General features: G+C 63.0%; 19 protein-coding genes, 1 tRNA gene and 1 riboswitch. Of the genes, 13 read left to right on the top strand and 7 right to left on the bottom strand.

Going from position 1 to position 22,045, the window contains the following annotated elements:
• Window positions 1–27 precede the first annotated feature (27 nt).
• Window positions 28–510, bottom strand: a complete 483-nt coding sequence (gene nrdR / locus HWX53_RS22345; RefSeq protein WP_175944931.1) for a transcriptional regulator NrdR — start codon at window positions 508–510, stop codon at window positions 28–30.
• A gap of 30 nt (window positions 511–540) precedes the next feature.
• Window positions 541–1,788, bottom strand: a complete 1,248-nt coding sequence (gene glyA / locus HWX53_RS22350) for a serine hydroxymethyltransferase (protein ID WP_175944933.1) — start codon at window positions 1,786–1,788, stop codon at window positions 541–543.
• A 148-nt stretch (window positions 1,789–1,936) separates the two neighbouring features.
• Window positions 1,937–2,035, bottom strand: a riboswitch (ZMP/ZTP riboswitch).
• Between the two features lie 221 nt (window positions 2,036–2,256).
• Between glyA and HWX53_RS22355 the strand changes: the two genes are divergently transcribed.
• The 10 genes from HWX53_RS22355 to HWX53_RS22400 all read left to right on the top strand — a co-directional run bounded on the left by HWX53_RS22355 (window position 2,257) and on the right by HWX53_RS22400 (window position 11,532).
• Window positions 2,257–3,003, top strand: a complete 747-nt coding sequence (locus HWX53_RS22355; RefSeq protein ID WP_175944935.1) for an SDR family NAD(P)-dependent oxidoreductase — start codon at window positions 2,257–2,259, stop codon at window positions 3,001–3,003.
• A 126-nt stretch (window positions 3,004–3,129) separates the two neighbouring features.
• A complete protein-coding gene (gene ybgC, locus HWX53_RS22360; RefSeq protein WP_175944937.1) occupies window positions 3,130–3,600 on the top strand; it encodes a tol-pal system-associated acyl-CoA thioesterase in 471 nt (156 codons plus the stop codon).
• 121 nt (window positions 3,601–3,721) lie between these two features.
• The gene (gene tolQ, locus HWX53_RS22365; RefSeq protein WP_175944939.1) at window positions 3,722–4,399 is read left to right on the top strand and encodes a protein TolQ; all 678 of its coding nucleotides are present in this window, start codon (window positions 3,722–3,724) and stop codon (window positions 4,397–4,399) included.
• A 12-nt stretch (window positions 4,400–4,411) separates the two neighbouring features.
• Complete coding sequence (gene tolR, locus HWX53_RS22370; protein WP_175944941.1) at window positions 4,412–4,855, top strand: protein TolR; 444 nt, start codon at window positions 4,412–4,414, stop codon at window positions 4,853–4,855.
• Entirely contained in the window at window positions 4,852–5,958 is a 1,107-nt protein-coding gene (gene tolA / locus HWX53_RS22375; RefSeq protein ID WP_175944944.1) for a cell envelope integrity protein TolA, read from the top strand. The genes tolR and tolA overlap by 4 nt, the downstream gene beginning before the upstream one ends.
• A 107-nt stretch (window positions 5,959–6,065) precedes the next feature.
• Window positions 6,066–7,358: a Tol-Pal system beta propeller repeat protein TolB gene (gene tolB, locus HWX53_RS22380; RefSeq protein ID WP_175944946.1), complete on the top strand. Its 1,293-nt coding sequence runs from the start codon at window positions 6,066–6,068 to the stop codon at window positions 7,356–7,358.
• 54 nt (window positions 7,359–7,412) lie between these two features.
• The gene (gene pal, locus HWX53_RS22385) at window positions 7,413–7,919 is read left to right on the top strand and encodes a peptidoglycan-associated lipoprotein Pal (RefSeq protein ID WP_175944948.1); all 507 of its coding nucleotides are present in this window, start codon (window positions 7,413–7,415) and stop codon (window positions 7,917–7,919) included.
• A gap of 36 nt (window positions 7,920–7,955) precedes the next feature.
• Window positions 7,956–8,705: a tol-pal system protein YbgF gene (gene ybgF / locus HWX53_RS22390; RefSeq protein ID WP_175945299.1), complete on the top strand. Its 750-nt coding sequence runs from the start codon at window positions 7,956–7,958 to the stop codon at window positions 8,703–8,705.
• Window positions 8,706–8,850: 145 nt separating this feature from the next.
• Window positions 8,851–8,926 (top strand) — tRNA-Lys (locus tag HWX53_RS22395).
• 479 nt (window positions 8,927–9,405) lie between these two features.
• Window positions 9,406–11,532, top strand: coding sequence for a sensor histidine kinase (locus HWX53_RS22400; RefSeq protein ID WP_175944950.1), 2,127 nt, complete (start codon window positions 9,406–9,408; stop codon window positions 11,530–11,532).
• Between the two features lie 27 nt (window positions 11,533–11,559).
• Here the strand turns inward: HWX53_RS22400 and HWX53_RS22405 are convergent, their stop codons facing one another.
• Window positions 11,560–13,527 carry an alkyl sulfatase dimerization domain-containing protein gene (locus HWX53_RS22405; RefSeq protein ID WP_175944952.1) on the bottom strand — a complete coding sequence of 656 codons (1,968 nt, stop codon included), beginning with the start codon at window positions 13,525–13,527 and terminating at the stop codon, window positions 11,560–11,562.
• A 401-nt stretch (window positions 13,528–13,928) separates the two neighbouring features.
• On the opposite strand from HWX53_RS22405, the gene HWX53_RS22410 reads away from it, so the two are divergent.
• The 3 genes from HWX53_RS22410 (at window position 13,929) to HWX53_RS22420 (ending at window position 15,914) form a co-directional block, all read left to right on the top strand.
• Window positions 13,929–14,693, top strand: coding sequence for a hypothetical protein (locus HWX53_RS22410; protein WP_175944954.1), 765 nt, complete (start codon window positions 13,929–13,931; stop codon window positions 14,691–14,693).
• A 137-nt stretch (window positions 14,694–14,830) separates the two neighbouring features.
• The gene (locus HWX53_RS22415) at window positions 14,831–15,499 is read left to right on the top strand and encodes a response regulator (RefSeq protein WP_175944956.1); all 669 of its coding nucleotides are present in this window, start codon (window positions 14,831–14,833) and stop codon (window positions 15,497–15,499) included.
• A gap of 49 nt (window positions 15,500–15,548) precedes the next feature.
• A complete protein-coding gene (locus HWX53_RS22420; protein WP_175944958.1) occupies window positions 15,549–15,914 on the top strand; it encodes a response regulator in 366 nt (121 codons plus the stop codon).
• Window positions 15,915–16,045: 131 nt separating this feature from the next.
• On the opposite strand, the gene HWX53_RS22425 is transcribed toward HWX53_RS22420, so the two are convergent.
• From HWX53_RS22425 to HWX53_RS22440, 4 genes are read right to left on the bottom strand one after another with little or no spacing between them, the layout of a single operon-like run.
• Window positions 16,046–16,828: an SDR family oxidoreductase gene (locus HWX53_RS22425; RefSeq protein WP_175944960.1), complete on the bottom strand. Its 783-nt coding sequence runs from the start codon at window positions 16,826–16,828 to the stop codon at window positions 16,046–16,048.
• 8 nt (window positions 16,829–16,836) lie between these two features.
• Entirely contained in the window at window positions 16,837–18,699 is a 1,863-nt protein-coding gene (locus tag HWX53_RS22430) for an acyl-CoA dehydrogenase (RefSeq protein ID WP_175944962.1), read from the bottom strand.
• A 14-nt stretch (window positions 18,700–18,713) separates the two neighbouring features.
• Window positions 18,714–19,892, bottom strand: coding sequence for an acetyl-CoA C-acyltransferase (locus HWX53_RS22435; protein WP_175944964.1), 1,179 nt, complete (start codon window positions 19,890–19,892; stop codon window positions 18,714–18,716).
• 10 nt (window positions 19,893–19,902) lie between these two features.
• Window positions 19,903–21,984, bottom strand: coding sequence for a 3-hydroxyacyl-CoA dehydrogenase NAD-binding domain-containing protein (locus HWX53_RS22440; protein ID WP_175944967.1), 2,082 nt, complete (start codon window positions 21,982–21,984; stop codon window positions 19,903–19,905).
• Window positions 21,985–22,045 lie beyond the last annotated feature (61 nt).

Below are 22,045 nucleotides of genomic sequence, written 5' to 3' on the forward strand. Positions count from 1 at the left end.
CCTTGCGGAGGGCGAATGCAGAACGAATCAACGCTTGCGGGAAGCGGATTTCTTGGGCGCGGCGCGGCGGAATTCCTCGAGCACGTCTTCGAACTCGGATACGTCCTCGAAGCGTTTGTAGACGGAGGCGAACCGCACGTAGGCAATGGTGTCGAGCTGGCGCAATTCGTTCATCACCAGCTCGCCGAGACGCTCGCTCTGCACTTCGCGCTCGCCGCTGCCGAGCAGCTGATATTCGATGCGCGCAACGGCTGCGTCGATGGCGTCGGCCGCGACTGGGCGCTTGCGCAGCGCGAGCTTCATGCTGGCGACGATCTTGCGCCGGTCGAACTCGGTGCGGCTGCCGTCTTTCTTGACGACGGACGGCAGCGCAAGCTCCACGCGCTCGTACGTGGTGAAACGCTTGTCGCACGCAGGACAGCGCCGACGCCGCCGGATGGCTGCGCCGTCCTCCGACACGCGGGAATCGACGACCTGAGTGTCTTCGTGTCGGCAGAACGGGCAGCGCATCGCGGCGTGTCTCGGGGCTTGGCTAGAGGATTAACGGTAGACCGGGAAACGCTTGGTCAGGTCGGCCACTTGGGCGCGCACGCGCTCGATGGTCGCCTGGTCTTCCGGATTGTCCAGCACGTCCGCGATCAGGTTGCCGACGATTTCGGCTTCCTTCACGCCGAAGCCGCGCGTGGTCATGGCGGGCGAACCGAGACGCACGCCGCTCGTGACGAACGGCTTTTCGGGATCGTTCGGGATCGCGTTCTTGTTCACCGTGATGTGCGCGGCGCCGAGCGCGGCTTCCGCGGCCTTGCCCGTGATCTTCTTCGCGCGCAGGTCGACCAGCATCACGTGGCTTTCGGTGCGGCCCGACACGATGCGCAGTCCGCGCTTGACGAGCGTCTCGGCCAGCACGCGAGCATTGTCGATCACGGCTTGCTGATACGTCTTGAACTCGGGCGCGAGGGCTTCCTTGAACGCGACGGCCTTGGCGGCGATCACGTGCATCAGCGGGCCGCCCTGAATGCCGGGGAAGATGGCCGAATTGATCTGCTTCTCGAATTCTGCCTTCATCAGGATGACGCCGCCGCGCGGGCCGCGCAGGCTCTTGTGCGTGGTCGTCGTGACGAAGTCCGCGTGCGGCACGGGGTTCGGATAGAGGCCCGCGGCGACGAGACCGGCGTAATGCGCCATGTCGACCATGAAGTAAGCGCCGACGCTCTTCGCAATCTTCGAAAGACGCTCGAAGTCGATGCGCAGCGCGAACGCCGACGCGCCCGCGACGATCAGCTTCGGCTTGTGTTCCTTGGCGAGCGCCTCGGTCTTTTCGTAATCGATGTCTTCGGCTTCGTTCAGGCCGTAGCTGACGACGTTGAACCACTTGCCCGACATGTTCACCGGCGAGCCGTGCGTGAGGTGCCCGCCTTCGGCGAGGCTCATGCCCATGATCGTGTCGCCCGGCTTCAGGACGGCGAAGAACACGCCCTGATTCGCCTGCGAGCCGGAGTTCGGCTGCACATTCGCGGCTTCGGCGCCGAAAAGTTGCTTCACGCGGTCGATGGCCAGCTGCTCGACGATATCCACGTACTCGCAACCGCCGTAATAGCGCTTGCCCGGGTAGCCTTCCGCGTACTTGTTCGTGAGTTGCGAACCCTGCGCGGCCATGACGGCCGGGCTCGTGTAATTTTCCGAGGCGATCAGCTCGATGTGCTCTTCCTGTCGGCGGTTTTCCTGCTCGATGGCCTTGAGCAATTCGGGATCGACTTTGGCAAGGGTACTTTCGGCTCTGTCGAACATACGTTTTCCGTGAGATCAAAACAGGTTGACCGGATCGCGCGGGCGCACGAAAGGCTGGACACCGATGAAGTCCAGACGCGGCGGATGAGGGAAGAATCCGGTTTCGCGGAACGGACAGCCACCGGCAACGCAGCGACGGCGCGCGGATCTCAGCTGCCCAGGCGAACGGCAAAACGACGCTCCGCGCTTCCTAGTGGGTCGTTCCACCTTGAATCCGTAGATTCTATCGCCAGTCACGCGGGGTTTGAGCGTTGTAGTTTAATGGGCGGCCGGGCTTTAGGCAACCGGCCTCCGGACCCCTTCGCGCCCCTCTTTTGCGGTGCGTGGCTGCGCCCGGAAGCACGGTCGTTCGCGTGCGCGGTCGCTTGCCGCCTGGCATCAATGGAAGTACCCTTTGCGCCGTTGCCGGACGCGTGCCTGTGCGCCGCCCGGTTCGGCCTATCGCTTATCTCCAATCGGAGCTCGACCATGATCGTCTTCGTCACCGGCGCGTCAGCCGGCTTCGGCGCCGCTATCGCGCGCGCTTTCGTCAACGGCGGCCATCGCGTCGTCGCGGCGGCGCGTCGCAAGGAACGCCTCGACGCGCTGTCGAAGGAACTCGGCGACGCCTTGTTGCCCGTCGAAATCGACGTGCGCGACGAAAGCGCCGTGCGAAACGCGATCGCTTCGCTGCCTGACGGCTTCGCGCAGATCGACGTGCTCGTGAACAACGCCGGCCTCGCGCTCGGTCTCGAGCCCGCGCAACGCGCGAACTTCGACGACTGGAAGAACATGATCGACACGAACTGCGCCGGTCTCGTCGCCGTCACACATGCTGTTCTGCCGGGCATGGTCGAGCGCAATCGCGGCCACGTGTTCAATCTCGGCTCCGTAGCCGGCTCCTATCCTTATCCAGGCGGCAACGTCTACGGCGCGACCAAGGCGTTCGTGCGGCAGTTCAGCCTGAACCTGCGCGCCGATCTCGCGGGCACTGCATTGCGCGTGACCGATATCGAGCCGGGCCTGTGCGGCGGAACCGAGTTCTCCAACGTGCGCTTCAAGGGCGACGACGACAAGGCCGCGTCCGTCTACAAGGACGTGCAGCCGCTCACGGCCGAGGACATCGCGGACACGATCTACTGGATCGCCACGCGGCCGGCGCACGTGAACATCAACACGATCGAACTGATGCCGGTCGCGCAGACGTTCGGACCGTTGCAAATTCACCGCGGCTGAGCGGCAAACTGCCTGAGGATTTGGCGAGCACTTAGCGGGTTCCGGTAAAATGCCGCGGATGAATATCTGTCAAAAAGCGAGCCGCAGCGGTCTGAGAAGGCCCGGCGCAAGCGGGGCGGCGCGCAGGTGAGCAATCCGTCCGTTTTCGAATGGCCGATTCGCGTGTACTACGAGGACACCGACGCCGGCGGCATCGTTTTCTACGCGAATTACCTGAAGTTCTTCGAGCGCGCGCGTACCGAATGGCTGCGCGCGTGCGGAATCGACCAGCAGCGCCTCGCGGAATCAGACGGCATCGTGTTCGTCGTGAAAAGGACGTCCGTCGATTATTCAGCGCCCGCGCGTCTCGACGACGTGATCCGCGTCGTCAGCCGTATCGAGCGGCTGGGGCGCGCGTCGGTGGACTTTCATCAGGAAGCGTGGCGCGACGGCGTGCTGCTCGCGAGCGGCGAGATTCGCGTGGCGTCGGTGGATCGCGCATCCATTCGGCCCGCCGGCATTCCGGCAGCCGTCCTCGACGGACTCCGGCGCGGCCCTCCTGCGGCGCAGTCAGCCGATGCACCCATCGCGCCGCATGGCGGATTCAGCCGTGGTTAGCAGAGCAAGACAATCGAGAAAGAGCCGGCAAAGGCGCGGCTTTCGTTCCGTTCACATCTCATTCACGAAAGCCTGACGCTCCGACCGGACGCCGTTTTCCGGGAAGTAACAGCGGACCTTTATGAACAATACACAAGACCTGTCGATCGTATCTCTCGTCGTCCATGCCAGCGTGCTCGCGCAGGCCGTGATGGCGCTCTTGCTGGTTCTGTCGCTTCTGTCGTGGACCTTCATCTTCCGCAAGTGGTTCGCCATTCGCCGCGCGCGTGCGCAGACGGAGCGCTTCGAACGAGATTTCTGGTCGGGCGGCGACCTTCAGGCGCTGTATCAGAGCGCGGCGAACAACCGTCACACCATCGGCGCGCTCGAGCGTATCTTCGAGTCGGGCATGCGCGAATTCCTGAAGGGCAAGGAGCGCCGCATCACCGATCCGAGCGCGATTCTCGACGGCTCCCGCCGCGCGATGCGCGCCGCGTTTCAGCGCGAAATGGACGTGCTGGAAGCGAACCTCGCGTTCCTTGCTTCGGTCGGGTCGGTGAGTCCGTATATCGGCTTGTTCGGCACGGTCTGGGGCATCATGAATTCCTTCCGCGGTCTCGCCAACGTGCAACAGGCGACGCTCGCGAACGTCGCGCCGGGCATCGCCGAGGCGCTCGTCGCCACCGCGATCGGCCTGTTCGCCGCGATTCCCGCCGTGGTCGCGTACAACCGCTACGCGCACGACATCGACCGGCTGGCGATCCGCTTCGAGACCTTCATCGAAGAGTTCTCGAACATCTTGCAGCGTCAGGCGCACTAACAGGAGTCCGCGATGGCAGGCCCGATCCGTTCCAGCATGCGCGGCAGTTCGCGCCGCGCGATGGCCGACATCAACGTCGTGCCGTATATCGACGTGATGCTCGTGCTGCTCGTCATCTTCATGGTGACCGCGCCGCTCGTGTCGCCTTCGATCATCAATCTGCCGACCGTCGGCAATGCGCAGCCGCAGGAACAGCAGCCGCCGCTCGTCATCAACATCAAGGCGGACGGCAGCATGAACGTGCGCTACAAGGAAGAAGGCGGCGCGACCCAAGAGCAGAAAATGACGAAGGGCGATCTCAACGCATTCGTGCTCAATCGTCAGGAATCGCACCCGGATCAGCCGGTCGTGATCGCGGCGGACAAGACGGTGAAGTATGAAGTCGTCATGGACGTGATGTCCGATATGAAAGCGCGCGGCGTGAAGCGCGTTGGATTGCTCGTCAAATCGCAATGATCGATCGTCGCACCGGCCAGCCCCAGCAGGCGCGCGCGCGTTCCGCGCGGCCCATCCGTCCGCCTCGCGAGCGAGGCACGGGCAAGGCGTTCGCGCTCGCGGCCGTCATGCATTTGCTGCTCGGCTGGCTGCTCTATCACGGCATCAACTGGCAGAACAACACGCCGGCCGGCGCCGAAGCCGAAATCTGGACCGACATTCCCGACATGTCCGCGCCGACGCCGCGCCCCGCTCCTCCGCCGCCCGCGCCTGCAAAGGCGCAGCCCGCGCCGCCGCCCGCGAGAGACGAGCAGGCGGACATCGCGTTGCAGGAGAAAAAGCGCAAGCAGCAGGAAGCCGCCGCGCGCGAGGCGCAACTTGCCGAGCAGCGTCGCGAGCAGCAGCAAGCGCAGCAGCAGGCGCAGCAAGAAGCGGAGGCGAAACGTCAGCAGCAACTCGCCGCGCAAGCGGCCGCAGCAGCCGCGGCGCAGAAGGCGATGCAAGACAAGCAGAAACAGATCGAGAAGCAGCGTCAGGCGGAACTGCAGAAGCAACAACAGCAAGCCAAGGCGCAGCAAGAGAAGGAACGTCAGCAGCAAGCCGAGGCGCAGAAGGCGGAACAGCTCAAGGCCGAGCAACAGCAGGCGCAGAAGGAAGCCCGCGCGAAGGCCGACGCCGAAGCGAAAGCCAAGGCGCAGGCAAAGGCGAAGGCCGATGCGGAAGCGAAAGCGAAGGTCGACGCCGAGCGCCGTGCGCGGCTCGCCGCGCTGCAAGGCCAGTTGGGCGGCGGCACGAGTTCGAGCGGCGAAGGCCTCGCGAAGAGCGGCACGGGCCGGGGCGCGGGCGGCAACGCGACGTCGCCCGGCTATGCCGAGAAGGTGCAGCGGCGCGTGCGGCCGAATATCGTCTGGGCCGGTGAGACCGCAGGGCTCGAAACCGTCGTGTCGGTCCGTTGTTCGCCGTCGGGCACGCTGCTCTCGGCAAACATCAGCCGGTCGAGCGGCAACGAGCAATGGGATCAGGCGGCGCTTCGCGCGGTGCAGCGTTCGGACCCGATGCCCGTCGATGTCGACGGCAAGGCGCCCGATCATTTCACCATCACGCTGCGACCGGCTGGAGGCTGATTCGGCCAGCGTGCGAGGCGCTTTGCGCTGGGAACGAATCGTGCAACCGGGGGTCTGTTCTGCATTCCCCAGACACTTGAAAACGCTTTTTTCGGAACCTAAACAGCATGAGTTTGATGACGAAGCTTGGCCTGAGAACGCTGGTCGCATCCTGCCTGATCGCAGCCGGCACCGCCGCACACGCCCAGTTGAACGTGCTCGTCACCGGCGTCGGTTCGACTCAGTTCCCGATCGCGACGGCCAATTTCGCCAACGAGGCGAACTCGCCGCAGCAGATCAGCGCGATCATTCGTCAGGATCTGCAGAGGAGCGGCAAGTTCACGAATATCGACGCGGGCAGCACGCCGGTTTCGGAAACCGAATCCGTCGATCTCGGCGCGTGGAAGGCCAAGGGCGCGGACGCGTTCGTGTCGGGCAGCGTCACGCGCCTGTCGAACGGCCAGTACGAAGTGCGCTTTCGCCTCTATGACACGGTGAAGCAGCAGAATCTCGGCGGCCTGTCGCTCGTCAGCGCGGAAAGCGGCCTGCGCATGAGCGCGCACAAGATCGCGGATTACATCTACGCCAAGCTGCTCGGCGGCCGGGGCGTGTTCGCCACGCGCTTGTCGTATGTCATCCAGACGGGCGGGCGCTATCAGTTGCAGATTTCGGATTCGGACGGCCAGGACGCGAAGATCGCCCTCTCCAGCCCGGAACCGATCATCTCGCCGGCATGGTCGCCGGACGGCACGAAGGTCGCGTACGTGTCCTTCGAGAAGAAGAAGCCCGTCGTCTACATTCACGACCTGCCGACGGGACGCCGCATCGTCGTGTCGAATCAGAAGGGCAACAACAGTGCGCCGGCGTGGTCACCTGACGGCCGCAAGCTCGCGGTCGCGCTGTCGCGCACCGGCAATACGCAGATTTTCGAAGTCAACGCGGACGGCACCGGCCTGCGCCGTCTGACACAAGGCAGTTCCATCGATACCGAGCCGGCCTACTCGCCCGATGGCAACTCCATCTACTTTACGAGCGATCGCGGCGGCCAACCGCAGATCTACAGAATGCCGGCGGCGGGGGAATCTGCCGGCGCGGCCCAGCGGGTCACGTTCACGGGCAGCTACAACACGAGCCCGCGCGTGAGCCCGGACGGCAAGCAACTCGCGTACATTTCGCGCACCGGCGGCGGCTTCAAGCTGTATTTGCAGGACCTCGCGTCCGGCACGGCAACGGGGCTGACCGACACGACGCATGACGAATCGCCGAGCTTCGCGGCGAATGGTCAGTACATCCTCTACGCCACCCAAGTGAACGGACGTGGCGTGTTGGCAGCCGTGTCGACCGATGGTCGCACGCGGCAAGTCTTGTCCGTACAGGGCGGCGCGGTGCGCGAGCCGTCCTGGGGTCCGTTCATGCAATAAGTCCAGCAATACGTTTCACCTACAACGTTCAGCTACAACACAAGGAGAGGTACCATGATGTCGAAACTCCGTATCGGCCTGGCAGTTGCAATGGTCGGCGCATTGGCCGCGTGTCATTCGGGCGTGAAGCTCGATGAAGGCGCGAACAAGGGTGCGGTGAGCACGCAGCCCAACCCGACGGACGTGAAGCAAGTCAACATCGACCCGCTGAACGATCCGAACAGCCCGCTCGCCAAGCGCAGCATCTATTTCGACTTCGACAGCTATGCCGTGAAGGACGACTATCAGCCGCTGCTGCAACAACATTCGTCGTATCTGAAGAGCCATCCGGAGCGTCACGTCCTGATTCAGGGCAACACCGACGAACGCGGCACGAGCGAGTACAACCTCGCGCTCGGCCAGAAGCGCGCCGAAGCCGTGCGTCGCGCGATGTCGCTGATGGGCGTGGCCGATTCGCAGATGGAAGCCGTGAGCCTCGGCAAGGAAAAGCCGACGGCGACGGGTCACGACGAGTCGTCGTACGCGCAGAACCGCCGCGCGGATCTCGTGTACCAGCAGTAATCGAACTAACGTAACCAGTCACGGGTGAGTCGCCCTATGTTGTATCGCTTTCCCTTGCTGCGCGCTGCCGCAGCCGCGTGTGTAGCCGGTTCGGCAATGCTCGGCGTGCCCGCGCACGCCGGCGTCTTCGACGACAACGAAGCGCGCAAAGCCGTGCTCGATCTGCGCACCAAGACCGATGGCCTCACCAATCAGTTGCAGGCTGCGCAGCGCACGATCCTCGATCAGCAGAATCGCCTCGACCAGCTGAATCAGCAGCTCGCGACGGTTCGCGGCCAGAACGAGGACCTGGCGAACCAGGTGGCCACGCTGCAAAAGCAGCAGAAGGACTATTACGCCGATCTCGATACGCGCTTGAAGAAGTTCGAGCCGCAGCAGCAGACCATCGACGGCGTGACGGGTTCGGTGCAGCCTGGCGAGACGGAAGCGTTCAACGCAGCGTCGACGGAGTTCCGTAACGGTGATTACAAGGGTGCCGCGGCGTCGTTCAAGGCGTTCGTCGCGAAGTATCCGCAAAGCCCGTATCAGCCGACCGCGCAGTACTGGCTCGGCAACGCGTTGTATGCGCAGCGCGACTACAAGGGCTCCACTGCGATCTGGCAGAATCTGGTGAAGACGTACCCCACGCATCCGCGAGCACCCGAAGCGTTGCTCGCAATCGCGAATAACCAGATCGAACAGGGCCAGAAATCGGCTGCGAAGCAGACGCTCCAACAGATCATCTCGCAGTATTCGGGCACTGAAGTCGCGCAGACGGCGCAAAGCAAGATGTCGCAGGTGAAGTAAGCGGAGCTTTCGGGCTTCTCCGGTTCCGCGCCTCTCGTTGAAGAACGCTCGCGGGCACGCATGCCGCGGGCGTTTCTCTTGAGCGGGTTATGGCGATATACGGTTGACAGTATTCGAGATCGCCGCTTATAATTTCGCCTCTTTCGGGTCGTTAGCTCAGCTGGTAGAGCAGCGGACTTTTAATCCGTTGGTCGCAGGTTCGAATCCCGCACGGCCTACCAAAGATCAAGAAGGGCCTGCCGTCTCGGCAGGCCCTTTTTCTTTGCCTAATGCGGGCAAACAGCGCTTTGCCGGAAATCTACTGGAACGCGATCACGCGAGCCAAGCCGATTGACCTTGCTTTGAACCGCATCGGACATTCGTCGCGCAACGCGGCAACCACTGCCCTGTGGGAATGCGCCGCCGAGTCGGCGAACTCATTCACCGCACATTCCACACTCGCAGCAAGCCCAACAATGGGGCCGACACATCGAATCGGAAATCGACTGCGGCGCCAATATCGACAGCCTACCTCTCAGACTAGATATCGGCCACTTCCGACACCGGAAGGAAAGCAGTCCTCCGAAGTGATCGCAAGGCGCGAGGCATAACCGAACCGCCAACGTTGAGATCACGCCGTCGGTCGATTGAATAAGGTCAGCCGCCATCAGAGAAGCGTTCAGCTTTCCTTTCGACGCCTCGGACCAAGAGTTGACTTCGCATGTCCGCACTTTTGGCGGCTGTTTTGGTATCGCGTCGGCGCAATCTCACTGCAAAAGGGGCAATGTCCAATATCAAAGTCAAGGTAAGTCTTTGCTATATTGCTCGCCATACGATTCGAAAAAAAATAATCACAGGCGCTTCCGGTTATGCGTACCGCCGAATCGCCTCGCCAACTTTCGGAGTTGATATGCCCGAGGGAGTTGCGACACGGAATGTTCAAACGCCCCGCTCCGCACGATTGAATCGTTGGAGCCTTTGTTGGCTGGGCTTAATGCTTTGGTTTCTCTCCAACGCCATTCACGCAGGCGAGCCGTGGCGAGTCGTCATTCTTCCGGGCGCCGATCCTACGCAGCCAGCGGTAGCCATCCAAATCCGAGCGCTGCGTAGCGCGCTGACCGCTGCTGCACCGGATGGCGTCGAGTTCTACACCGATTCGCTCGATGAATTGCGATTCGACAGCAGCGACTTGACTCCACAGTTTCTCGCGCTCCTCAAGAAGAAGTATGAGAACAAACGAATCGATTTGGTTATTGGCATCGCCGACTTCGCGCTCGACTTCACCACGCGATACCACACGGACATCTGGCCCAAGGCATCCATTCTGATTACAAGTATCGACGAGAGCCGCGTCGCCCGAATACCTCCGGATTTTGCCTATATTGCCTGGCATTTCGACGCCGACAATACGATTGCACTGGCGGAAGCCATCCAGCCGCACGCGACGCAACTCGTCATCGTGGCGGGAAACAGCAATTTCGACGATTTCACCGCGCGGCTCGCCGAACAGGCGGCTCGCTCGCGCCGATCAAGAGATTGGGACGTCAAGGTTTGGAGCGGACTGACACTGAACGAATTGCAAGGCCGGCTGAATGCACTCGACGCGTCCACCGCAGCGGTCGTCTACACGACGATGTATCGCGACCGTGAGGGTCGAACCTTCTTCCCATTCGAAGTCGTCGCTCCGATCGCGCGTGCGTCGCGTGCTCCGATCTACGGCTGGTATCCGACCTACCTCGATCAAGGCTTGATAGGCGGCGCGGTTATCAGCTACGAGGATAACGGACGTCGCGCCGGCGGTCTTGCCGCGTCTATTTTGCTGGGCAAAGTATCGGCTCATGGTGCGACCTTGCCCACGATGCGCTCTCGTTGCATCGTCGACCGAACTCAGTCCGACAGGTTGGCGATCCACTCCTCCCTGATCCCGGACGACTGCGAGCAAATCAACGTTCCTCCATCGCTCTGGAATCAGTATCGGGGCACCGTCCTCTTCGTGGCCGCCGTGGTGGGACTACAAGCTTTGACCATCGCCGCCCTGCTCTGGCAGCATCGCAAGCGAAGATTCGCGGAAGAAGCGGCAACGGTACGTGCCAACGAACTAGCCAGAGCCGCGCGCATTTCGTCTGCCGGTGAACTGAGCGCCTCGATTGCGCACGAAGTCGGTCAGCCGCTAGGCGCCATTCTTAGCAATGCCGATGCGGCCGGATTGATCTTGGAGCATGGCGAGCCCGAAGTGCCCGAACTTCAGCAGATCCTCGCCGACGTGCGCCGCGATGCAGCGCGCGCAAGTCAGGTCGTACAGCGCTTGCGCGATTTGCTGCGAAAGCAGCCCGTCGAGTTCATCGTGCTCAACTTGAATTCGACCGTCGAGGAGACACTGACCTTGTTGGCCCCCGAGGCTCGGCGGCGCCGTATCGCAATCGAGTCGGAGCTCGCACCGGCTTGTCCTGACATCGTTGGCGACCGGATTCAGCTTCAGCAGGTCCTTCTCAATCTCTCAGTCAATGCGATGGACGCAATGCATGAGACGGAACACACAGAGCGCCTTCTCACGATACTGACGCGGCCCGGCGAACACGGCATCGAACTGACCGTCGCGGACCGCGGTCACGGCATCCCCGAAGCCATGCGATCGACGCTCTTCGACTCTTTCGCCACCACTAAGCCTCATGGCATGGGTCTTGGACTCTCGATTGCGCGGACAATCGTCGAGCTTCATGGCGGCACCATCGTAGCTCGCTCCAGAGAAGGGGGTGGCAGTGAATTCGTGGTATGGCTTCCCTCTGCATCGAGAAGCCGATTCCGCGCGCAGCACAAGCCAGATCGCAACGCGGCGCGCGAAACGTAACAAAGACAGCGTGGTCGAACGCGGACTTCAAGGCTCTGCAATGGCGAACCAGAAGTCGAATTTGTCGAAGTTTCCTAGCATGTCTTTGAATTTGGCCGAGTCTCCGTCGATCCTGACCTGACCGCTTTCAGCGAGGTTGCCGAGCTTGACCTTTCCGAGGGCGATGTCGTCAAGCGTCGTGCGATTCAACGTGACGGTGCCGTCCACCTTGTCGAGCTGCTTGTTCTTTCGGTAATTCATCACCCCATTCTTAAGCGTCAACACATACTGCTCTTTCGTGTCCGGGAAGTTCAGGTTGTAGACATATGACTTCGCGCCCGCTCTGGGTCCGTCGAGGTGAATGGCTAGGAAGTCGAGGAACATGTCGGTGGTCATACCGCGCATTATGTCTGGCGAACTCGTATTGGGCGTCGCCGCCTTTTGTACCCCGCCGCGCAACTCCTGCGCGCCCGAGAGATAAAAGTTGCGCGCCGGGCCTGACTCGGCCTGATAGCCGAGTTGCTCCAGCGCGTCCGCTTCGACGTTGCGCGCCTCACGGTTCTGAGGATCGGCAAAGACGACCTTGTTCGCGACGGTCGCAGCCCAGCGATAATCCCCTTGCTTGTAGGCGGCCTTCGCCGTATCGACCATCTTGGTCGCGCCGACCATCGCGACGTACTTCCTAGCCTCCTCTGCGGGCGGATACGGATTGAAGTTCGCCGGATTGCCGTCCCAGAATCCGAGATAGAGTTGGTATGTCGCTCGGACGTTGTGCCTGAGATCACCGTAATAGCTTCGGTTGTAGAACTCCTTGGCGAGGCTGTCGGGTAGCTTGAACTGCTCGGCGATCTCGTTCATCGTCAGACCCTGGTTGGCCATGCGCAGCACCTGGTCGTTGATGTACTTGTACAGATCGCGCTGCTTCTCGAGATGCTCAACGACGCGCTGATTGCCCCACTGCGGCCAATGGTGGCTGCCGAACGACACCACGGCATCGCTGCCCCACATGTCGATGGTTTCATCCAGCGTGCTCGTCCACTTCTGTGCGCTGCGCACCTTTGCCCCGCGCAGCGTGAGAAGGTTATGCAGCGTGTGATTGGCGTCCTCCGCCAGGTCGATCGCCTTGAACTGCGGGAAGTAGAAGAGCATCTCCGCGGGCGCTTCGGTGCCGGGCGCCATCTGGAAAACAACGTCGATGCCGTCGATTGTCATCTTGTCGCCAGTTTTCCCGATGATCTTGTTAGGCGCGAAGAGCGTGATCGTGCCCGCCGCGGTCGTGAGTCCGAGACCGCCGCCGACTGTCCCTTCGGGGTTCTTCGGCAGCAGATTGCCGTACATGTATGACGCGCGCCGGCTCATCACATTGCCGGCGAAGACATTCTCGCTGACGGCTTCCTCCATGAACCCTTCGGGAGCGACGACCGGGATCTTGCCCGAGCGCGCGTCCGCCTCGTCGACAACCGCTCGAATGCCGGCGAAGTGATCGACGTGCGAATGCGTGAAGATTACGCCGGTCACGGGCAATCGCTCGACCTTGTCGTTGACCAGATCGAGCGCAGCCTTCGCGGTCTCGGTGGAAGTCAACGGATCGATGACCACCCAGCCCGTCTTTCCGCGAATAAAAGTCATGTTCGCGAGGTCGATGTTGCGCACCTGATAGATGCCATCGACCACCTTGAAGAGTCCGCGCGTGGACAGTAGCTCCGACTGTCGCCATAGGCTGGGATTCACGGTGGCCGGAGCCGGACCGTTCCCGTGCAGAAAGTCATACTGAGAAAGATCGATGACGGTGTTGCCAGCGGCGCCTTTTATCACGGCACTCGGCAGATCGGCGATGAACCCGCGACGCACGTCTTCGAAATCTTGCGTGTTCGAGAACGGCAGATAGTCTGCGACCGCCTGGTTGGCCTTGCGCGTGGCGTCGGTCGCGGGATTGGGCGCGGCGCTCGTCATGTTCCCTGTCGCGTCAAAAGCCATGATGGCGAGTGCGGCCAGCCAGCTGAGTTTCGTGGACATGTTCTACCCCTGTTGGAAAGAACGACGTTCAGAATCATTCACGTCAACGATGGTGTGCGCCATAGGGATATCGGGCAACGGCTGTTGCCCCCGGGGGCAATCGGTCCGCAGCCGAGGTTGGATTGCCCCCGAGGGCAATTGCATTGCCCGTCTTCCCAATATCACGGCTGGTCATCTGGTGAGACACTTGGAGACAAACCGTTCTTCGACGTCCGAGATGCGCCCATCAGACGAACAGCCGAATGGCACCGTGAGCACCGGATTCGAGCATCCTTCTCGAGCGTTGACGATGCAGCCTTTCGCCAACAGCGACGAATTGGTCCGATACGCTTCAAACGTACGGGCGCCGCTACGCGCGCATGTTCAAGCCCTGACTCCCACGGGCCCGGAAGGAGGCAAGCGTGCCAGAACTGGTTAGCCATCCGATTGTTTTTCTCGTGCTCACCTTGTTCGTCATGTCAGCCGCCGCCTACTTTGGCTCGCTATTGCGCCGAGCGCGACCGATGGCAGACGACATGCGCGAGGACTTCGGCGTTGTGCAGTCGGCGGCTCTCACCCTTCTTGCTCTGGTCATCGGTTTCAGCCTGTCCATGGCGGTGGGCCACTACGATCAGCGCAAGAACCTCGAGGAAGAGGAAGCGAATGCTATCGGGACGGAGTTGCTGCGTGCGGAACTGCTACCGGCGGCGCAGGCTTCTGAGATCCGTGCGCTTTTGCCGCAGTACGCCGCTCAGCGAATCAGCTTTTATCAGACCGGTGACGGCGATGAACTGCAGCAAATCAACACGGCGACGGCTCGCTTGCAATCCAGCCTTTGGACGGCCGCTCGCTCCGGTGCGAATGCGCAACCAGGCCCGCTCTCTGCACTCGCAATCGCTGGCATGAACGACGTCATCAATACGCAGGGTTATACACAGGCTGCCTGGTGGAACCATATTCCGACCTCTGCATGGGCGCTCATGCTCATCATCGGTTTCTTCTGCAACGTTCTGATCGGGTACGGAACGCGAAGCTCGAGACCGGGCAGACGCCTCCTCATGATCATGCCGTTGATTGTTTCGATCTCGTTCACGCTAATCGCGGATATTGATAGCCCGCGAAACGGGCTCATCCGCGTGAAACCGCAAAACCTCATGGCGACGGCCGCTGCAATGCCCCGCCAGTAGCGCGCGCCGAGCGACGCACGGCTTGGCTCAAAGTTGTGATATCTGTGTGAGGGCGAGAAGACGCAACCGCTAACGCCCGTACGCCGAAGGCGCGATCTCCGTGCTACGCACAGGGCGACAAACCGAGGACGCGAGACTTGATCGATCATGCCAAAGCAATCGTCCACATCGTGGATGACGACGAATCCATGCGCACCGCCTTGTCACGGCTCTTGAAGAACGCTGGATACTCAGTTCAGGCCTATGCGAGCGCCGGCGATTTCCTCGTGGCAGAAACGAATTCGCTCCCGGGCTGCCTACTCTTGGACCTGGAACTTCCCGGTCCTAGCGGCCTGGAACTGCAGCACGCGCTGCAACGCAGGGAGCACCCGATTCCGATCGTTTTCATCAGCGCCTATCGGGACATTCCAAAGACAGTTCTTGCGATAAAAGCGGGCGCCAGCGACTTCCTACTGAAGCCTATCGATTCACAGGCCTTACTCGCAGCCATCGAAAGCGCGCTCGCCGCCACTGATCGCACTGCCGTGGAGCATGCATCACCGTTGACAAGCAAAGTGGAGCTCAGCGAGCGCGAGCACTTCGTGCTGCGCGGCATCATCGCGGGCAAATTGAACAAGCAGATTGCCGCCGAGCTCTATTTAGGCGAACGAACGATCAAGTCGTGTCGAGCAGAACTGATGCGTAAGTTCGAGGCGCATTCACTTGCAGAACTGATTCGTCGGGCGGAACCACTCACCCGCGCGTCGAATGTACAGGCGGACAAGCGTTGCCCGCAAGGGCAATCGCGTTGCCCCTCATCCCGATAGGCAGCTTGCTCTTGCGGCACCACACTGGGATACCTCCCTGTGGCTGGCCATGAGCGATACGAAAAAAACGATCGTCATTGTCGAAGACGATGACGGTATGCGGCGTGCGCTACAACGCCTGCTAAGACTGGCGGGGTACGACGCGCTCGCTTACGAAAGTGCTGAAGCATATAGCGTCGCAGGCGGCATAGAGAGCGCCTGGTGTCTCGTCCTGGACGTCCAGCTTCCCGGAGCTTCGGGCCCCACCTTGTACGCACGACTCGTCGAACCGCGCCCTCCAGCCATCTTCATCACGTCGCACGACAACGAGACGACGCGCCTCGCGGTGGCGAACGCGGGCGGCCTGCATTGTCTGGTCAAGCCCTTCGCGGGCACCGACTTGCTAAGAATATTAGCGGCGTTAGAAACGCAGTGACTGGAACGAAATCTCTCGCTTCGATCACCCGCGACTTCGCAATCAAAGAGCCATACGCCGCGCGCCGTACGTCGAACGAGTGATTACGGACGCAGAAATGCCAAGCAATGCTCGCCTAACGCCGCTTGACGCTACACCGCGCTCACCCCGCCATCCACGGCCAGCACCTGCCCGGTTATGTGCTTGCCGGCATCGCTCGCAAAGAGAACAGCCGCGCCCTTCAGGTCTTCGTCGTCGCCGAGACGGTGAAGCGGAATGCGCTCGCACATGCGCTCGACGCCCATCCGGTCGAGCGAGCCCTGCGTCATCTTCGACGGAAAGAAGCCGGGCGCGAGCGCGTTCACCGTGATGCCGTGCTTGCCCCACTCGCCCGCGAGCGTCCGCGTGAAATTCACGACCGCGCCTTTCGACGTGTTGTACGCGATCGTCTCCATCGTGCCGGGCGCGTTGCCCGCAAGCCCCGCAATCGACGCCACGTTGATGACGCGTCCATAGCGGCGCGGAATCATCGACAGCTTGCCGATGCGCTGCGTCAGCAGAAAGAGCCCGCGAACGTTCAGACTCATCACCTTGTCCCACGCCGCGATCGGATAGTCCTCGGCGGGCGCGCCCCATGTCGCGCCCGCGTTGTTCACCAGAATGTCGACGCGGCCGAGCACAGCCAGCGCTTCATCGGCGAGGCGGGCGATGTCGTCCTCGCGCGCGCCGTCCGCCGCGATCCACCGCGCATCGACGCCGCGCGTGCGCAGATGCTTCGCGGCGGCATCGAGTTCATCCGGCTTGCGCGCGGACAGCACGATGCGCGCGCCCTGCTCGCCCAACGCCTCGGCAATCTGCAGGCCGAGCCCGCGCGAGCCGCCTGTCACGAGCGCGGTCTTGTCCCTCAGGTCGATGAGTTGTTGTACGGTGCGCATTCGCTCCCCTAGAACCACGCGTCCTGCATGTCGAGCGTCGTGCGATCCAGCGACACCAGCAGATCGAACTGCGGGCCGACGCGTGGCAGTTCCCATTTGAAGAAGTAATCGGCGGCCGCGAGCTTGCCGCGATAGAACGCCGCGTCTTCATCATTGCCGGCGGCCGCGAGCCCCAAGCGCGCCGCAAGCGCCTGTTCGAGCCAGATCCACGCAACGGCCACATGCCCGAACGCCTCCATGTACAGCGACGCGTTCGCGAGCGTGACCGACGGATCGCCCGCCGCCCACAGCATGCGCGTGACGTGCGTGAGGCGCGTCACCGATTCGTCGAACGTGGAAGCGTGCTTGACGAGCGCCGCATCGCCCGTCGCGGACGCGCGCGCCGCGCTCGCATGCATGCGGTCCACGAGCAGCCGCAGCGCCGCGCCGTCCCTCATCGTTACCTTGCGGCCGAGCAGATCGAGCGCCTGAATGCCGTGCGTGCCTTCGTGGATCGCGTTGAGACGGTTGTCGCGATAGAACTGCTCGACGTTGTACTCGCGCGTGTAGCCGTAGCCGCCGTGCACCTGAATCGCGAGGTTGTTCGCTTCGAGACACCATTGCGACGGCCAGCTTTTCGCAATCGGCGTCAGGATGTCGAGCAAGAGCGTGAGGCGTTCGTGTTTCTGAAGATCGTCGGCGGCTTCGGCGGCGCGCGCTTCGTCCACGAGCTTCGCGCAGTACAGATTCAGCGCAAGGCCGCCCTCCGCGTAGCTCTTCTGCGCGAGCAGCATGCGGCGCACGTCCGCGTGCTCGACGAGCTTCACTTGCGGGCTCGCCGGGTCCTTGCCCGCGCGTCCCGTGGGGCGTCCTTGCGGGCGATTGCGCGCATAGTCGAGCGCATGAAGATAGCCCGTATAGCCGAGCGCCGCCGCGCCTAGCCCGACGCCGATGCGCGCCTCGTTCATCATGTGGAACATGCAGGCGAGCCCCTGCCCCGCCTCGCCGACGAGATAGCCGACCGCGCCTGCCTTGCCCTGCGGCCGATGCCGCACGCCTTCGCCAAAGTTGAGCAGGCAGTTGGTCACGCCGCGATAGCCCATCTTGTGATTGAGCCCGGCGAGCACGACGTCGTTATGTTCGCCGAGCGAGCCGTCTTCCTCGACCAGATATTTGGGCACGATGAAAAGCGAAATGCCCTTCACGCCGGGAATCAGCTTGCCGTCCGGACCGGGAATCTTCGCGAGCACCAGATGGACGATGTTCTCGGACAGCTCATGTTCGCCGCCCGAAATCCACATCTTGTTGCCGCGCAGCCGATACTGCGCCCCGAACGCCGATTCGCCCTCGTACTCGGCGCGCGTCGTGATATCCGACAACGACGAGCCCGCCTGCGGCTCGGACAAACACATCGTGCCGAAGAAGCGCCCTTCCATTTCGGGCCGCACAAAGGCGTCGATCTGCTTCTGCGTGCCGTGCGCGAGCAGCAGGTTCGCGTTGCCGATGGTCAGAAACGGAAACGCCGCCGTGCCGATATTCGCGGCGACGAAGTACGCGAAGCCCGCCTTCTCGACGACTACCGGCAACTGCATGCCGCCGAGGTCGTAGTCCTGTCCCGCAGCCATCAATCCCGCTTCGCTGAACGCCGCGAGCGCCGTCTTTACTTCGGGAATGACATGCACGCGCTCGCCGTCGAAATGCGGTTCCTGCTGATCGCTCTTTTTGCTATGCGGGGCGAAGAGATCGGTGGCGATCTTCTCGCACGTATCGAGCGCGGCGTCGAACGTTTCGCGCGAATGGTCGGCGTAGCGCGGGTTGTCGGTGAGCGCCTGGACCTTCAGCCATTCGTACAGCAGGAAGTTCAGATCGCGCCGGGAAAGGATCAACGACATGTCTCTCGTCCTTGTCAAAGCACTTCGAAGAGGCCGGCCGCGCCTTGTCCGCCGCCGATGCACATCGTCACGACGACGTGCTTCACGCCGCGGCGCTTGCCTTCGATCAGCGCGTGTCCGACGAGCCGCGCGCCCGACACGCCGAACGGATGCCCCACCGCGATCGCGCCGCCGTTCACGTTGAGCCGCTCCATCGGAATGCCGAGCGTATCCGCGCAGTACAAGACCTGCACGGCGAAAGCCTCATTCAGCTCCCACAAGCCGATGTCGTCAACCGTCAGCCCCGCTTTCTTCAACAGCTTCGGAACCGCGAACACCGGTCCGATGCCCATTTCGTCCGGCTCGCAGCCCGCCACCGCGAAGCCGCGAAACACGCCGAGCGGCGCGATGCCCTTCGATGCGGCGACGCGCGCGTCCATCACGACGCACGCCGACGCGCCATCGGAGAACTGCGAAGCGTTGCCCGCCGATATGACGCCGCCCGGCAGCGCGCTGCGAATCTTCGCGACGCCTTCCAGCGTCGTGTCAGCGCGAATGCCTTCGTCGGCGGCGATGGTCACTTCGCGGCTCACGATATCGCCGGTCGCGCGATCGACGACGCCCGCCGTGACGGTCATCGGCACGATCTCGGCGTCGAACCGGCCCGCCTCGCGCGCCGCCGCCGCGCGCTGCTGGCTGCGCACGCCGTACTCGTCCTGCCGCTCGCGCGAGATGCCGTAGCGCCTGGCGACCTGTTCCGCCGTCTGCAACATGCTCCAGTAGATCTCAGGCTTGTTCGCGGCGAGCCACGGGTCGTTCGCGTACTCCATGTTCATCTGGCGCTGCGTCCACGAGATGCTTTCCACGCCGCCTGCCGCGTAAATCTCGCCCTCGCCCGTCATCACGCGCTGCGCGGCCATCGCGATGCTTTGCAGCCCGGACGAGCAGAAGCGGTTGATGGTCGCGCCCGGCACGGTCACCGGACAGCCCGCACGCAACGCGATCTGACGCCCGATGTTGCCGCCCGTCGCGCCTTCGGGGTTTGCGCAGCCCATCAGCACGTCTTCCACTTCGCCGGCCTCGATGCCCGCCCGCGCGATAGCGTGCCGGACCGCGTGCGCGCCGAGCGTCGCGCCGTGCGTCATGTTGAACGCGCCCTTCCAGCTTTTGGCCAGCGCGGTGCGCGCCGTCGATACGATCACTGCCTCGTTCATGTCTCGGTCCTCAGTCGTTGAAGCTCGCGCCGGCATCGGCGAGGCGCTGCAAGAGCGGCGCGACCGTCCACGCGTGGCCCTGGTAGCCCTTGGCGTAGCGCCGGATGGCCTGCGCCACCGCGTAGAGGCCGATCTCGTCCGCGTACTGCATCGGGCCGCCGCGAAACTTCGGAAAGCCGTAGCCGTGCAGATAGACCATGTCGATATCGGATGCCTTCGACGCGATGCCTTCCTGCAAGATCAGCGCGCCTTCGTTGACGAGCGCGAACACGAGCCGCTCGACGATTTCCTCGTCACTGATCTCGCGGCGCGCGATGCCGAGATCCTCCGAATGCCGCACGATCATTTCGTCGACGACCGCGCTCGGATACGCCCTGCGATCGCCAGGCTTGTAGTCGTACCAGCCCGCCTGCGCTTTCTGGCCGAAGCGGCCCATTTCGCACAGCAGGTCGCCCGTTTTCGAGTAGTTGAACTCGGGCTGCTCGACGGCGCGGCGCTTGCGGATCGCCCAGCTGATGTCGTTGCCCGCCATGTCGATCATGCGGAACGGGCCCATGGCGAAGCCGAAGCGCTCGATCGCGCGGTCCACCTGCTGCGGCAGCGCGCCTTCGACGAGCAGAAAGCCGGCTTGACGGCTGTACTGCTCGATCATGCGATTGCCGATGAAACCGTCGCACACGCCCGACACCACCGCGACCTTGCCGATCTTCTTCGCGAGCTGCATCACGGTGGCGAGCACGTCCTTCGCGGTCCGCGCGCCGCGCACCACTTCCAGCAGCTTCATCACGTTCGCGGGGCTGAAGAAGTGCATGCCGATCACGTCTTGCGGGCGCCTCGTGAAAGACGCGATGGCGTCGATATCGAGCGTCGACGTATTCGATGCCAGGATCGCGCCGCGCTTCGCCACTTCGTCGAGCCGCTGGAACACGCTCTTCTTGACCTCCAGATCTTCGAACACGGCTTCGATCACGAGATCGGCGTCGCGGATGTCGTCGTACGAGAGCGTGGTCGCAAGCCGCGCCATGCGCACGTCCACTTCGTCTTGCGTGAGCTTGCCCTTCTTCGCGGTGTTGTCGTAGTTGCGGCGAATCGCGCCGACGCCGCGCTCCAGCGCGTCCGCTTTCATTTCGAGCAGCGTGACCGGCACGCCCGCGTTCAGAAAGTTCATCGCGATGCCGCCGCCCATCGTGCCCGCGCCGATCACGGCGACTTTCGCGATGGCGCGCGTCGGCGTATCGGCGGGCACGTCGAAGATGCGGCTCGCCGCGCGTTCGCCGAGGAAGGCGTGGCGCAGCGCGCGAGACTCGGGCGTGTTCATCAACGCCATGAAGCCGTCGCGCTCGGCCTTGATGCCTGCATCGAACGGCCTCAGCGATGCCGCGACCGCATCCACGCATGCCAGCGGCGCGGGATACGGCCCTGCGCTCGCCGTGACCGTGCTGCGCGCAAAGCCGAGATACGCTTCGGCGTGCGCGTGCTGCACTTTTGCGTCGCGCAGCTTGGGATGCGAACCGCCACGCTCGGCGACATCGCGCGCGAATGTCACGGCGGCCGCGACGACATCATCGGCGACGATCTCGTTGAAGAGGCCCGTGCCCGCGAACTGTTCGGCGAGCATGGTCTTGCCCGACACGATCATGTTCAGCGCGGCTTCGAGGCCGACTGCGCGCGGCAGGCGCTGCGTGCCGCCCGCACCCGGCAACAGACCGAGGTTGACTTCGGGCAGCGCGATCTTCGCTTGCCGCGTGGCGAGCCGGTAGTGGCAGCCGAGCGCGAGTTCGAGCCCGCCGCCCATCGCGACCGAGTGAATCGCGGCGACGACCGGCTTTTCCGATCGCTCGATGGTGTCGATGACCGTCGCGAGGCTCGGCTCCTGAAACGCTTTCGGCGTGCCGAACTCGCGGATATCCGCGCCGCCCGAGAACGCCTTCCCCGCTCCCGTGATGACGATGGCCTTGACCGCTGCGTCGTCGAGCGCGCGGCTCATGCCGTTCATGATGCCGGTCCGGGTTGCATGACCCAGACCGTTGACCGGAGGATGGTCGAGCGTGATGACGGCCACGCCGTCATGGACCTGGTACATCGCTGTCATGCTGATTCCTTCAAAGTGAACGGGGTGTCATGCGGGGCGGCGCCGGGTTTCGCGCCCGGTT

This window comes from Caballeronia sp. BCC1704, from assembly GCF_902833455.1.
Lineage (GTDB): Bacteria > Pseudomonadota > Gammaproteobacteria > Burkholderiales > Burkholderiaceae > Caballeronia.

Coding starts and splice junctions, on each gene's coding strand:
- HWX53_RS22400 (WP_175944950.1), top strand. CDS start 9,406: ATGTCCGCACTTTTGGCGGCTGTTTTGGTATCGCGTCGGCGCAATCTC.
- tolB (WP_175944946.1), top strand. CDS start 6,066: ATGAGTTTGATGACGAAGCTTGGCCTGAGAACGCTGGTCGCATCCTGC.
- HWX53_RS22425 (WP_175944960.1), bottom strand. CDS start 16,828: ATGCGCACCGTACAACAACTCATCGACCTGAGGGACAAGACCGCGCTC.
- tolR (WP_175944941.1), top strand. CDS start 4,412: ATGGCAGGCCCGATCCGTTCCAGCATGCGCGGCAGTTCGCGCCGCGCG.
- HWX53_RS22355 (WP_175944935.1), top strand. CDS start 2,257: ATGATCGTCTTCGTCACCGGCGCGTCAGCCGGCTTCGGCGCCGCTATC.
- pal (WP_175944948.1), top strand. CDS start 7,413: ATGATGTCGAAACTCCGTATCGGCCTGGCAGTTGCAATGGTCGGCGCA.
- HWX53_RS22435 (WP_175944964.1), bottom strand. CDS start 19,892: ATGAACGAGGCAGTGATCGTATCGACGGCGCGCACCGCGCTGGCCAAA.
- nrdR (WP_175944931.1), bottom strand. CDS start 510: ATGCGCTGCCCGTTCTGCCGACACGAAGACACTCAGGTCGTCGATTCC.
- HWX53_RS22440 (WP_175944967.1), bottom strand. CDS start 21,984: ATGACAGCGATGTACCAGGTCCATGACGGCGTGGCCGTCATCACGCTC.
- ybgF (WP_175945299.1), top strand. CDS start 7,956: ATGTTGTATCGCTTTCCCTTGCTGCGCGCTGCCGCAGCCGCGTGTGTA.
- HWX53_RS22420 (WP_175944958.1), top strand. CDS start 15,549: ATGAGCGATACGAAAAAAACGATCGTCATTGTCGAAGACGATGACGGT.
- tolQ (WP_175944939.1), top strand. CDS start 3,722: ATGAACAATACACAAGACCTGTCGATCGTATCTCTCGTCGTCCATGCC.
- HWX53_RS22405 (WP_175944952.1), bottom strand. CDS start 13,527: ATGTCCACGAAACTCAGCTGGCTGGCCGCACTCGCCATCATGGCTTTT.
- tolA (WP_175944944.1), top strand. CDS start 4,852: ATGATCGATCGTCGCACCGGCCAGCCCCAGCAGGCGCGCGCGCGTTCC.
- HWX53_RS22430 (WP_175944962.1), bottom strand. CDS start 18,699: ATGTCGTTGATCCTTTCCCGGCGCGATCTGAACTTCCTGCTGTACGAA.
- glyA (WP_175944933.1), bottom strand. CDS start 1,788: ATGTTCGACAGAGCCGAAAGTACCCTTGCCAAAGTCGATCCCGAATTG.